Origin of the sequence: Bifidobacterium callitrichos DSM 23973, assembly GCF_000741175.1 — a bacterium.
Taxonomy (GTDB): domain Bacteria; phylum Actinomycetota; class Actinomycetes; order Actinomycetales; family Bifidobacteriaceae; genus Bifidobacterium; species Bifidobacterium callitrichos.
This window is the reverse complement of record NZ_JGYS01000005.1, coordinates 1-12,197: the sequence shown is the minus strand read 5'-3', so window position 1 is coordinate 12,197 and position 12,197 is coordinate 1. Positions and strand designations below refer to the sequence as shown.

At 64.0% G+C, this 12,197-nt stretch carries 12 protein-coding genes; 8 read left to right on the top strand and 4 right to left on the bottom strand.

Annotated elements, in window-relative coordinates; translation table 11 throughout:
• Positions 1-63: 63 nt before the first annotated feature.
• The gene (locus BCAL_RS03310; protein ID WP_043164293.1) at positions 64-309 is read right to left on the bottom strand and encodes a glutaredoxin family protein; all 246 of its coding nucleotides are present in this window, start codon (positions 307-309) and stop codon (positions 64-66) included.
• A gap of 377 nt (positions 310-686) precedes the next feature.
• On the opposite strand from BCAL_RS03310, the gene BCAL_RS03305 reads away from it, so the two are divergent.
• Entirely contained in the window at positions 687-1,142 is a 456-nt protein-coding gene (locus BCAL_RS03305; RefSeq protein WP_043164292.1) for a hypothetical protein, read from the top strand.
• Positions 1,143-1,167: 25 nt separating this feature from the next.
• On the opposite strand, the gene BCAL_RS03300 is transcribed toward BCAL_RS03305, so the two are convergent.
• Positions 1,168-2,178, bottom strand: a complete 1,011-nt coding sequence (locus tag BCAL_RS03300) for a LacI family DNA-binding transcriptional regulator (protein ID WP_043164417.1) — start codon at positions 2,176-2,178, stop codon at positions 1,168-1,170.
• Between the two features lie 304 nt (positions 2,179-2,482).
• Between BCAL_RS03300 and BCAL_RS03295 the strand changes: the two genes are divergently transcribed.
• From BCAL_RS03295 to BCAL_RS03270, 6 genes are all read left to right on the top strand, one after another.
• A complete protein-coding gene (locus BCAL_RS03295; protein ID WP_043164291.1) occupies positions 2,483-3,880 on the top strand; it encodes an extracellular solute-binding protein in 1,398 nt (465 codons plus the stop codon).
• Between the two features lie 95 nt (positions 3,881-3,975).
• Positions 3,976-4,821 carry a carbohydrate ABC transporter permease gene (locus tag BCAL_RS03290; protein WP_238549613.1) on the top strand — a complete coding sequence of 282 codons (846 nt, stop codon included), beginning with the start codon at positions 3,976-3,978 and terminating at the stop codon, positions 4,819-4,821.
• Positions 4,818-5,639, top strand: a complete 822-nt coding sequence (locus BCAL_RS03285; RefSeq protein ID WP_043164288.1) for a carbohydrate ABC transporter permease — start codon at positions 4,818-4,820, stop codon at positions 5,637-5,639. The genes BCAL_RS03290 and BCAL_RS03285 overlap by 4 nt, the downstream gene beginning before the upstream one ends.
• Positions 5,640-5,652: 13 nt before the next feature.
• Positions 5,653-8,238, top strand: a complete 2,586-nt coding sequence (locus BCAL_RS03280) for a glycoside hydrolase family 31 protein (protein ID WP_052118988.1) — start codon at positions 5,653-5,655, stop codon at positions 8,236-8,238.
• 87 nt (positions 8,239-8,325) lie between these two features.
• Positions 8,326-9,342 (top strand): prephenate dehydratase, encoded by a 1,017-nt coding sequence (locus tag BCAL_RS03275; RefSeq protein ID WP_043164286.1) that lies wholly within the window; start codon positions 8,326-8,328, stop codon positions 9,340-9,342.
• 92 nt (positions 9,343-9,434) lie between these two features.
• Positions 9,435-10,505, top strand: coding sequence for a prephenate dehydrogenase (locus tag BCAL_RS03270; protein ID WP_043164284.1), 1,071 nt, complete (start codon positions 9,435-9,437; stop codon positions 10,503-10,505).
• Positions 10,506-10,511: 6 nt separating this feature from the next.
• Here the strand turns inward: BCAL_RS03270 and BCAL_RS03265 are convergent, their stop codons facing one another.
• Entirely contained in the window at positions 10,512-10,763 is a 252-nt protein-coding gene (locus BCAL_RS03265; RefSeq protein ID WP_043164281.1) for a DUF6725 family protein, read from the bottom strand.
• A 206-nt stretch (positions 10,764-10,969) separates the two neighbouring features.
• Here BCAL_RS03265 and BCAL_RS03260 point away from each other — a divergent pair, with 206 nt between their 5' ends.
• The gene (locus tag BCAL_RS03260; RefSeq protein ID WP_052118987.1) at positions 10,970-11,401 is read left to right on the top strand and encodes a hypothetical protein; all 432 of its coding nucleotides are present in this window, start codon (positions 10,970-10,972) and stop codon (positions 11,399-11,401) included.
• Between the two features lie 64 nt (positions 11,402-11,465).
• Here BCAL_RS03260 and BCAL_RS03255 read toward each other — a convergent pair.
• A partial coding sequence (locus BCAL_RS03255) for an ABC transporter permease (protein WP_043260001.1) occupies positions 11,466-12,197 on the bottom strand: 732 nt, incomplete at its 5' end.

Genomic DNA, 12,197 nt, shown 5'->3' with positions numbered 1-12,197 from the left:
GCGTGCCGGCCGGGCTGGTGCTGATCTTCGGTGTGAAGGACATCGAACGGTCGGTCCTCACGCTCACGCGGCGACGGTGGCCTGCGACTTGGCGAGCTCCTTGATCAGATCGGGACGGTAGCCTGTCCACGAGTTGTCGGGGGTGATGACGACCGGGGCCTGACGGAATCCGGCGGCCTGCAGCTGCTCCAGGGTGGACGGGTTCTCGGACAGGTCAACGGTGTCGAAGGGCACGCCGAGCTTGGTGAGCTGACGCTTGGTGGCGTCGCACTGCGGGCAGCGGGGCTTGGTGAACACGGTGACGGTCATGGCTGTTCCTTGTCTGATGCTCGTTGGATGCGGGGTCCGATGGAATCCCGTAGCTGGGGTGGTTGTGGCTTGGCGCTATTCGCGTGAAAGCGTCGTGCGCGCTTGCTGGGGATATAGATTACATCCATGTCATTTGATTGAAAACGCTATCGGTTGTGGCATGTCGAGCGTGTCGCCACTAGATGTAGTGTTTGCGGGCTGGGCAAGAGCCTAGCAATCAGTAGGCGCGTCGCAGGTTGCGTGCGGGTGGACGACAGCCGGAAAAACGAAAAATGTCGTCTTCGTCACATTCGTCGTGAGCGGCCGGCTCCTTATGACGAGTGGGCTGTCGACAAGGGGACTCCAGTTCGGCGGGGCGGCGGGTACAGTGATCCGGTATGAAGCAGCAACCGCAACGCCATAATGACCCATCCCTGATGCCGTGGTCGCACCGGTTCGGCCCTCTCGGCCGATCGCTGGTCACGGTGGCCGCCGGCGCCGGTTCGGCGTTCGTCGGCACGTTCGCGCATCGCATGGGCGCGTCGATGAACATCCCCTACGGTCTCGTGCTCGCGCTCCTCATCGTCGGTTTGTCCACCTACGCCGCACGCGCGCGTCAGGGGGCTGTCGGCATCGGCCTGCACCTGACCGTCTCGTCGGTCGTGGCGTGGGGTCTTGCCATCGTCGGTGGCCCCGGCGGCGATGTGCTCACCGTCGCCGGATTCGGCGCCGAAGTGCCGTTCATGAGCCAGCATGCCGGCTACATCTGGCTCTACGGCGTGATCGCGCTGCAGGTGCTCCTGCTCGTCCTTCCCGCCCGCTGGTTCGCGATCCCGCCGAGAAAGGTTTCCTGAACGGTCCCGGTCGTCCGCCCGGCAGTCAGCGACGGGCCGGTGCCGCGGTGGTCGTCCGTACGACGAGCCGTACGGGGAAGATCTCGTATGGCTCGGCCGGTGTCCGGTCTTCGATGAGATCGAGTGTCTTGTGCGCGGCGGCCACGGCCATGGCGTATGGGTCCTGCCTTACGGTGGTCAGGCCGGCCACGGCCGAGAAGGTGCTGTCGTCGAATCCCGTGATCGACAGATCGTCGGGCACGCTCAACCCGTATCGGCGCAGGTTGAGCAGCAGCGGTATCGCCATCGAGTCCTGATGGAAGCACACCGCGGTGGGCGGGTCGTCGTATGCGTGCAGCTCGGAGGCCATGGCGTCGAGCATGTCGTCTCCCGGCCGGGTGGAGACGATGTGTCCGGTGACGCCGGGGAGATGCTCGCAGGCCTCGCGGAATCCGCTGATGCGGTTGAGCGAGCTGAATCCGAGGGTGTTGTGGAAGTCCTCGTACATGTACAGCAGGTTGCGGTGCCCAAGTTGCGCCAGATGCCGTACGATGAGGCGGATGCCGAGACGGTCGTCGATGCTGGTGGAGGCGTCGAATCCCTCGCCGGTGATATTGATGCCGATCAGCGGGATGCGCATGGCGCTGCGCAGTCGTCCGATCTCCTCAGGGCTGGCGGCGAAGGACGATATGACGACCGCGTCCGCGTTGCCGGAGACGGGGAGGTCCTCGAAGAACGTGTGCCTCGACTGGCCCGAGCCGATGGGATAGATGACCAGATCGTAGCCGGCGTCGCGGAATACCGCGTTGAGCCCTTCGATTAGTCCGGCGGTGAACCATTCGATCCTCGGGCCTCCGACGAGCAGCGCGATGCGGCGGGATCTGCCTGAGCGCAGCACGCCGGCCGTGCGCGAGACGGAGAATCCGAGTTCGTCGGCCACCTTCATGACCTTGGCGCGGGTTTTCTCCGAGACGAGATCCGGCTTGGAGAAAACCCTCGACACCGTCGCGGTCGATACCCCCGCCCTTTCGGCAACGTCCTCGATGTTGGGCTTCATGGCGATCTCCTTGGCGTATGCGATGGTGCGGTCGGTTGCGGGCGTGGGGTATGGGGCGGACGTCGCGTCCGTCCCGCCGCTGCCTGACATTGTATGTCAATATCGCATGGGACTCACCATGAATGTAAATGATTGCATATACGACACGCCGGTGGAAAATAGCTTGTTAGCGTGCGCATAGATGATTTTGCAACGGTTTACAAATGTAACGGTTTACATCTTGTTGCAATGCAGTTGCCGAACCGGTTTGATCCCGCTATCGTAAAGCCATGCCCACCGCAGCTTACGAGGAGGTAAGGGAGTAATGAACGTCAGAAAACCGCTGGCTGCACTGACTGCCACTGTTGCCCTGTTGGCCGGTGTAACCGGTTGCAGTGCGAACAGCACGTCGGGCGTGATCGACACCAAGGCCGACAAGGGGCTTGAGGTGCTCGGACAGCACCTGACCTATGACCCCAACCATCTGGTCAACGACGGCCAGCCCATCGAACTCGGATACTGGACCTGGGGCGACGCCAGCACCGATCCGGTCGTCACCATGCTCCACGAGTACGAGAAGATCCACCCCAACGTCACGTTCAAGATCTCGCAGGTCGCATGGAGCGACTACTGGGTCAAAACCCCGCTCTCGCTCAAGGGCAACAGGAACGCACCGGTCCTGTTCAACGTGCACAACTCGCAGGATGCGCTGCTCCGCCCGCATATGGAGGCCTACGACATCGACCTCGACGACCTCGAGGCCGACTACACGAACGTCGAGACCCACGTGGTCGACGGTAAGGTCGACTACATCGACTCCGTGATCAACACCGGCAACATCTACTACAACAAGACCCTGTGGAAGGAGGCCGGACTGACCGACGCCGACATCCCCACCACATGGGACGAGTTCGCCGAAGTCGCCAAGAAGCTCACGAAATTCGACGGCGGCAAGATGGTGCAGGCCGGATTCAACATGAACGGCGACGGCCGCTACGACGGCCTGTGGCAGGGACTCAACTACCAGCGCGGCACGCTCATGTTCGACAAGTCCGGCACGAAGGCCAACTACGACAGTAAGGCCACGCGCGAGAACCTCCAGTTCCTCCTCGACCTGTACGAGAAGGACAAGGTCGGCTCCGTCAAGTTCGGAGACAACTCCGAACAGAGCTTCGGCAACGGACAGACCGCGATGATCTACGCGTGGGGCGCGCTGCAGGGCACGCTCGACACCAAGTACCCGGACATCGACTACGGCGTCTTCCCGACGCCGACCTTCACCAAAGACGTGCCGTTCGCCTACGACAGGTACAACGGCGAATCCACGCCCGGCATCAACAAGCACCAGAGCGCCGAGCAGCGCGCGGTCGCCCAGGACGTGATCCGCTTCATGCTCGCCGGTGACGACTACGTGCGCACCGCGGTCAAACTGCAGAACTCCTTCCCCGGCAAGAAATCACTGCAGGACGATCCCGAGATCCTCTCCAATCCAGTCATGGCGGCGATCAAACCCCGACTCGACCGTCTGATCTGGCCCGGCCCGACGCCCTCCACGCTGGAAAGCAGCCCCAAGATCGCCTTCCAGAACGTCTTCCAGAACCATCAGCCGATCGCCAAGGCGGTAGCCGCCGCACAGGCCCAGATCGAAACCGACATGAAGAACAGTGACTTCGTCTCGCTGGAGCGCATGTACCAGCACTACGACGAAGCCAAGCAGGACTGAAAGGAGACATGGCAATGTCAACGTCAACATCCAAGTCACGACACACGACCTCGACGCCGGCACGCAGGCACCTTGCGCTTGGCGACATCCTGTCCATGCGCAACGTGTCGGTGGTGCTCCTCATCGCGTACTTCGCGGTGTTCATGGCCTACCCGATCTTCAAGGCGTTCGCCGGCAGCCTGCATGAATGGAATCCGCTGACCGACACCTACAACTGGGTCGGTCTGGACAACTTCGCCCAGGTCCTCACCGACTCACTGTTCTGGAAGTCGATCTGGAACACCGCCGTGTTCTCCTTCTTCTCGATCCTGTTCCGCGTGGTCATCGGCCTGGCGCTCGCCATGCTCCTGACCTCCAAACTCGTCAAGGCGAAGGACTCGCTGCGCGGCCTGTTCTACATGCCCACCATCACGCCGCTCGTGGCCGTCTCGTTCGTCTGGATGTGGATGTTCGACCCGCAGTTCGGCATGATCGACAAGATCACCGGCCTCGACATCAGCTGGCTCAACGACTCCAAGTGGGCCATGCCGGCGATCATCATCATGACCATCTGGAAGGACTTCGGCTACGCCACCGTCCTGTACATGGGCGGCATCATGTCCCTGCCGAAGGACGTCTACGAGGCCGTCTCCCTCGACGGCGCCAACAAATGGCAGACGTTCCGCTCGATCACCCTGCCGCTGCTGCGCCCGACCACACTGCTCATCGTCATCACCTCGCTCATCAGCTACCTGCAGGCCTACGTGCAGATCCTCGTGATGACCGGCGGCGGACCGGGCACCGACACCTACACCATCAGCTACCTCATCTACGACCAGGCGTTCCAGAAGTACAACTTCGGCGTCGCCTCCGCGATGAGCGTCATCCTGTTCGCACTGACCGGCGTGCTCACCCTGCTCATGTTCAAGGCGTCCGGCGACAATCTGGAGGAAACACGATGAAGAGGAACACCATCGCATCGGTCATCGTCACCGCACTGCTGTTCGTGCTTGCGGCCGTCACCATCATCCCGTTCATCTGGATGCTGGTCTCCTCGTTCGCACCCAACAGCGAGATCGTCAAGCTCACCGGCGGCGTGTTCCCCACGCCCAGCACGATCGACAACTACATCAACATCCAGGACAAGTTCAACTTCCTGCGCCTGTTCGCGAACTCCCTGTTCGTGGCCAGCCTCAAGACCCTGCTCATCATCTACATCAGCGCCGTGCTCGGCTACGTGTTCTCCAAGCTGCACTTCCGCGGACGCAACCTGCTGTTCGGCATGGTGCTCGCCACCATGATGCTGCCGTGGGCCGTCACCATCATCCCGCAGTACGACATGATGGTCCAGTTCGGCTGGCTCGACACCTACCGTGCGCTCATCATCCCCGGTCTGGTCTCCGGATTCGGCGTGTTCCTGTTCCGCCAGTCCATCGGCGGCATCTCCGACGAGATCATCGAGGCGGCGCGTCTCGACGGCGCCAGCGACTGGCGCATCTTCCATCAGGTCGTGCTGCCGATGAGCCGCAACTCCATCGCCGCGCTCGCGATCTTCACGTTCCTGTGGAACTGGGAGGACTACCTGTGGCCGTTCCTCATGATCACCGACGACGACAAGCAGCTGCTGTCGGTCGGCCTCAAGATGTTCTCCGGCCAGTACGGCACCGACTACGGCGGACTGTTCGCGGCCACCTCGGTGGCGATCATCCCGGTGGTTATCGTGTACATGTGCTTCCAGAAGCAGTTCATCGCCGGCATCGCCACCGGTTCCGGCAAGTGAAAGGACAACGACCATGACAGCATCGCATATCGCGCCGCAAACCGGCTTGGACACGCAGTCTCCCGATCCGAAGGACTTCAAGGTCGATGCGAAGCCGCTCGCGCGCGCCGACTCCGTCATCCGCGGCGACCGCTGGCGCATCACGATGATCACCGCATCGCTCGTCCGCTTCGAATGGTCGGACGACGGCGTGTTCGAGGACCGTCCGACCCAGACCGTGCTCAACCGCGATCTCGGCGAGGACGTGCGCTACACGCTCACCGAACGCGACGGCCGGGTCATCATCGACACCGATTCGCTGTACATCACCTACGACAGGCGTCCCTTCAGCAAGGAGGGATTGAGCGTCGTGGTCAAGGGCGTCTCCGACACCCAGTTCAACACGTGGCATTACGGCGACGCGCAGAGCGGCAACCTCAAGGGCACCGCCCGCACGCTCGACGAGGCCGACGGCGAGATCCCGCTCGGCGACGGCGTCATCTCCCGCGACGGCTGGGCCGTGATCGACGACTCGAAGTCCAACATCATCGTCGAGGCGGACGAGGTCGACGGCAAACGCAATCCGTTCGGCAGTTGGGTCGAGCCTCGCACAAACGGGGAGACGGACCTGTACTTCTTCGGCTACGGGCACCGCTACATCGAGGCCGTACACGACTTCTACCGGCTCACCGGCCCCACGCCGCTGCTGCCGCGATGGGCGCTCGGCAACTGGTGGAGCCGCTACTACCGGTACACGCAGGAAAGCTACCTGAACCTCATGGACCGGTTCAAGCGCGAAGGCATCCCGTTCACCACGTCCGTGATCGACATGGACTGGCATCTGGTCGACGACGTCGACCCGAAATACGGTTCCGGATGGACCGGATACACATGGAACCGCAAACTGTTCCCCGATCCGCCGGCGTTCCTCGAATCCCTGCACGAGCGCGGACTCAAGACCACGCTCAACGTGCACCCGCGCGACGGCGTGCGCGCGTACGAGGACGCCTATCCGGCAGTCGCCAAGCGCGTCGGCATCGATCCGGCGAGCGGTGAGAGCATCGAATGCGACCTGACCAGTCCGGACTACATGGATGCGTACTTCGCCATGCATCACGCGCTGGAGGACGAGGGCGTCGACTTCTGGTGGATCGACTGGCAGCAGGGCGGCGTCACCCGTCAGAAGGGCCTCGACCCGCTGTGGATGCTCAACCACATGCACTACCTCGACTCCGGTCGAGACGGCCGCTGGCCGATCACCTTCTCCCGATACGCGGGCCCCGGATCGCACCGGTACCCGGTCGGCTTCTCCGGGGACACGATCGTGACCTGGGAATCGCTCAGGTTCCAGCCGTACTTCACCGCCACCGCCTCGAACATCGGCTACGGGTGGTGGAGTCATGACATCGGCGGCCATATGTTCGGCTACCGTGACGAGGAGCTCGAGGCCCGCTGGTACCAGCTCGGCACGTTCAGCCCGATCAACCGTCTGCATTCCTCCAAGTTGCCGTTTGCCGGCAAGGAGCCGTGGAACTTCGAGCCCGCCGTGCGCGAATCGATGACCGGTATGCTGCGGCTGCGACATGCGATGCTGCCCTACCTGTACACGATGGACTGGCGTGCGGCGCATGACGGCAGGCCACTGGTGGAACCGATGTACTGGCAGTCGCCCGACACCGCCAACGCATACGAGGTGCCGAACGAGTTCCGATTCGGCACCGAGCTGATCGTCGCCCCGATCGTCGAGGCGAACGACCGTGCGGCGCAACGCGGCCGCGCCGAGGTGTGGCTGCCCGACGGCGAATGGTTCGACTTCTTCGACGGACGCCGATATGTCTCGCATACGGTCTCGGGCGTCGGACGACGGCTCGAGGCGTGGCGTGGCATCGACCGGATCCCCGTGTTCGCCAAGGCCGGCGGCATCGTGCCGTTGCAGAGGGTGGCGGACGCCGGCGACCCCGCGGTGAACTCGGTCGGCAATCCGAACGCCCTGGAGGTGGTCGTCTTCCCCGGAGCCGACGGTGCGTTCACGTTGCGTGAGGACGACGGCACGCGGGATTCGGCCGCCGCCAGGACCTCGATCTCGTTCGCGTGGCGTGACGCCGACGACTGCGAGGAAGCGCCCGGGAACGGCCCTCGCATGTCGAGCAGCCTGTCCATTGCCCCGGTGTCGGGTGATGCGGATGTCGTTCCGGACAGGCGCGAGTGGACCATCGTGTTCCGCGGCGTCGCGCCGGTGTCGGCCGCCGACGTGCAGGTGCGCTGCGGCGGACAGCCGTGTGACGGCACGCCGGACGTGACGTACGACGAGGCGACGATGAGCCTGTCGGTGCATGTGTCCGACGTCTCCTCGCAGGCGGGTCTGCGCATCACGGTCCCCGGCGGCCTCGCCATCGCCGACAACCCGATCGAATCGGACGTCATGGACCTGCTTCTGCACGCCCAGATGCGCTACCGCACCAAGGAGCTCGCGCTGAACGCGGTCAGGGAGCTCGGCGTGCACGCGCTCGACGCGATCCGCACGCTGGACCGAGGCCCCCGCTACGACAACGACTTCTGGGTCAGTGACATGCCCGAAGCGGTGTCCGGAGCGCTCGCGGAGATCCTGCTGCGCTCCTGAGCGTACAACCGTACATTCGCCAATCGGTTCCACGATGTGCGCGTGGGGTCGGCCTGTCCGACCCCACGGCCGCTACAGTAGGAGCCTATGGCATGTAAGGAACTGTTCTACCTGGGGCCGGAAGGCACCTTCACCCATCAGGCGGCGATGGAGGCCGCCGACCAGCTGCGACCGTACGTCGGCGGCGACGAAGACGATGACGGCGAGATCACGCTGACCGCCCTGTCCGACGTCCCCGCCATCATCGACGCCGTCCAGCAGGGGCGCGGCTGGGGCGTCATCGCATGGGAGAACAACGTCGAGGGGTACGTGGTGCCGAACCTCGACGCCCTGATCGACTCGACCGATCTCGCCGGATTCGCGCGCGTGGGCGTCGACGTCGCCTTCGACGCGTTCGCCGTGGCGGGCGACGATCCGCTGAACGGACATGGGGGAGACGAACCCGTCATCGTCTCCGCACACTCACACGGACTCGCGCAGTGCAAGCGCTTCATCGCCGAACATCATCTCAGGGCGGTCCCCGCATCCTCCAACGCCGCTGCATGCCGCGACCTGAAGCCGGGACGCATCGCGTTCGGCCCGCGCATCTGCGGCGACCTGTACGGTCTTGACACGCTCGCCGAACGCGTGCAGGACTTCGAGGGCGCCCGCACCGAATTCCTCGTCCTCGCCCGACGAGACGACGTACGCGACCTGTCCTCGAGGTTCCGCAAGCACGGCACCGGGGAGTTCGAAACCATCATCACGTTCATCCCGCTCGTCACCGGTCCGGGCGTCGTCGCCAACGTGCTCGACATCCTGCGCGACGCGGGCCTCAACATGACCAGCTTCATGTCCCGGCCCATCAAGGGCCACGACGGCACCTACAGCTTCATCGACACGCTCGACGCCGCCCCATGGGAGCCGCGCTTCCGCGAAGTCCTCGAAACGCTCGCCACGCACGGCATCTGGCTCAAGACCCTCGCCGTGTATCCGAGACGCGAGAGACCCAACCCGCCGGTCGACGCATGGATGCTGCCCCAGGGCGGCGTGCATCTCGACGCGATGCGCATCGAACGCGACTGGCAGACGGCCGCCACCGTGGAAAGGGAACTGCTGTGGTAGAGAAGCACGAAGCAGGCACGAGCAATCGTGCGGATGTTCGGCCCCCTCTGACGAGGGGGCTGTCAGCGAAGCTGACTGGGGGAGAGACCTCGATGACCGTCGGCATCGTCGGCATGGGACTGATCGGCGGCTCCCTCGCACGCAGGCTCGTCGATCGCGGCGTGAAGGTCATCGCATGGAACCACCGTCCGCACCCGTACGCCGAGGCCGAACGCGCCGGCATCCATTGCGTGCCGACGCTCGCCGCGCTCGTCGAGGCCCGCCCGGACGTCATCGTCCTGTGCAACCCGCTCAAGGCCATGCCCGCGATCCTCGCCGAATTGAAGCCCCTGCTCGACGCCGTGCCGAACATCACCCTCACCGACGTGGGCAGCGTCAAGGGCATGGTGCGCGATCAGGTCGAGGAGGCCGGGCTGGGGGAGTGCTACGTCGGCGCGCACCCGATGGCCGGCAACGAACTGTCCGGCTGGACGGCCGCCGACCCGGCCCTCTACGACGACGCCCTATGGGCGATCACCGTGACGCCCGACACCGATTTCAACCGGTTCCTCGCCGTCGCACGACTCATCGTCGACGGCGTCGGCAACCGCGTGATCGTCCTCGACGACGACACGCACGACAAGGCCGCCGCGATGATCAGCCACATGCCGCACGTCGTCGCCACCGCCCTCATCAACGAGCTCACCGCCGACCCGAACCGCAACATCGCCGCCGCGCTCGCCGCCGGCAGCTGGCGCGACATGACCCGCGTCGCCCTGACCGACCCCGACCGCACACGCGCGATGGTCGAGGAGGACGCGGCCAACGTCGAAGGGCTGCTGCGCGACATGGCCGCGCGCCTGAACGCCGTCGCGGATCTGCTCCACGCCGAACGGACCGCCGCCGTGCCGGTGGAGGCGGCCGATCCGCATGCGGCCGCGATGAAGGCGTTCTTCGCCGAAGGCCAGCCGTTCCGCGACTACAAGGCACGCCAGCGCGCCATCGCGGCGCGAGGGGATGGCGCGGATGACACTTCCGACGATCTCGCCTATGAGGAGCGGCTCGTCGACTTCACCCCGGAACACTGGCAGGCGGACCTGCTGGACTCGGCCCGCCGTGGCGAGCACATCATCGCGTTCGCGGGCCCGCACACGGTCCGCGTCCAGCTGCGTTCCGCGCTGTAAGGTCGTTTACGGCCGGGGCTTGGGCCGCTCCGGCACCGGCTTGAGCGTGGCGATGGTGTCGGCATCGATCATCACATGCTGTTTCGGGCGTGAGCCGTTCGCGGCCGCGTCCCGCGACAGTTCGAGCGTGCGCCCGTCCCACGAGAGCACATGCCCCACGTAGTCGCGGAACTTCGTGCGCCCGTCGGCCGGATCCACGCCCTCGATGACGCGCACGACGATGCGTGCACCATTTGGAATCGACTGCGGCAATGCCATATTTCCTCCCCACGTAAGACCAGTACGGATTAACGGACGAACCGGCGGCGGACCACCGCGTCCGCCCGTCGTCACGTACCTCTAACTGTACCTCGTCCCGGACGCCACGCCGGAAGCCTATCGCAGTTTCTCGCTGAAGGTCGAGAAGCCGCTGGAATGATCGTCTTCTTGCTGTTGGAACCGATCTCAATGGATCGCCGAGACAGATGGATGTCTTTGATGCCGTCACCTTGGACAGGATGGCGAGCGTACGAGTGGAATCGGACCTTCAATCTCTCCTTTCCGTACAAGGGCGGCCATGGGTTGTTGATTCCACCCAGGTATGCCCGATTTCCGATGAGACGTATGATGTCGATCGTTCCGAATGTCTTGATATTCCGGCCATAAGGAGCACTCAGTATGTCACCCAGGCTATTTCCTCTCAGGGTAAAGTCCTTGTTCTTGTCAGGGACGAAACCATGTCGGAGGCGAAGGGAGTCAGAACCATCGGAAGCATTCTCTCGATAGATACCGAAACGGGGGATAGCGTCGTCACACCCGTCCGCATTCCCTCCGGCAAAAGCACCGACAGCATCCTCTTCCTGCCACACCCACCACCAACAAACCACACACACGACAAGAGCCTCGATTTGAAATAATGTGCTCTGCACCTCAATGGTGGACGGCAGGTATGCCTTTTTCTGCACTGGAATGCCTCGTCAGTCAGTCAGTGGCGACGGCGTCGAGGACAGGGACCTTCAGCGCGCGGCGCGCCGGTGGCAGCGCGGCGATGACGCCCACGACGATCGACAGCGCGAGGAACACGCCCAGCTGGTCCCACGGCACCGCGAGCCATTCCAGACCGTTGGACTGGTACACCCGCTGGATGACCGCGCCCGCGCCGACGCCGACGACGAGGCCGAGCAGCGTGCCGAGCACGGCGATCAGCGACGCCTCGATCGCGAGCATGCCGCGCACCTGACCGCGTGACGTACCGATCGCCCGCAACAGGCCGATCTCCCTCGTGCGCTCCGACACGCTCAACGCCAAAGTGTTCACGATGCCGAACACGGCGATCACGATCGACAGGGCGAGTAGCGCGTACAGGATGATGAGGATCTGGTCGACCATCGAGCTCATCGACGACTTGAACTCGTCGCGGTCCTGCACGGTGATCACGTAGAACGGCTTGACCGCCTTGACGAGCCGCTCCTTGACCGCGGCCACGTCCGCGCCGGAATCGGCGTTGATGAACAGCATGATCGTGAACATCGTGTAGTCGTTGGCGAGCTTCTCGGCCAGCGAGTCGTTCATGAGCACCATCGACCGGTAGACGGAGTTCTCGATGATCGCCCCGACCTTCACGTCGCGGTGTGTTTCCTCTGTCTTCGTCTTGACGAGCGTCGACGGGTCGACGTGCTGCGCGTCCTCGGCGGCCTGCTGCGCCTCGGCCGC

Excerpts from the sequence above, each read along its gene's own strand:
- BCAL_RS03310 (WP_043164293.1), bottom strand. The coding sequence starts at position 309 with ATGACCGTCACCGTGTTCACCAAGCCCCGCTGCCCGCAGTGCGACGCC.
- BCAL_RS03305 (WP_043164292.1), top strand. The coding sequence starts at position 687 with ATGAAGCAGCAACCGCAACGCCATAATGACCCATCCCTGATGCCGTGG.
- BCAL_RS03300 (WP_043164417.1), bottom strand. The coding sequence starts at position 2,178 with ATGAAGCCCAACATCGAGGACGTTGCCGAAAGGGCGGGGGTATCGACC.
- BCAL_RS03295 (WP_043164291.1), top strand. The coding sequence starts at position 2,483 with ATGAACGTCAGAAAACCGCTGGCTGCACTGACTGCCACTGTTGCCCTG.
- BCAL_RS03290 (WP_238549613.1), top strand. The coding sequence starts at position 3,976 with ATGCGCAACGTGTCGGTGGTGCTCCTCATCGCGTACTTCGCGGTGTTC.
- BCAL_RS03285 (WP_043164288.1), top strand. The coding sequence starts at position 4,818 with ATGAAGAGGAACACCATCGCATCGGTCATCGTCACCGCACTGCTGTTC.
- BCAL_RS03280 (WP_052118988.1), top strand. The coding sequence starts at position 5,653 with ATGACAGCATCGCATATCGCGCCGCAAACCGGCTTGGACACGCAGTCT.
- BCAL_RS03275 (WP_043164286.1), top strand. The coding sequence starts at position 8,326 with ATGGCATGTAAGGAACTGTTCTACCTGGGGCCGGAAGGCACCTTCACC.
- BCAL_RS03270 (WP_043164284.1), top strand. The coding sequence starts at position 9,435 with ATGACCGTCGGCATCGTCGGCATGGGACTGATCGGCGGCTCCCTCGCA.
- BCAL_RS03265 (WP_043164281.1), bottom strand. The coding sequence starts at position 10,763 with ATGGCATTGCCGCAGTCGATTCCAAATGGTGCACGCATCGTCGTGCGC.
- BCAL_RS03260 (WP_052118987.1), top strand. The coding sequence starts at position 10,970 with ATGGATGTCTTTGATGCCGTCACCTTGGACAGGATGGCGAGCGTACGA.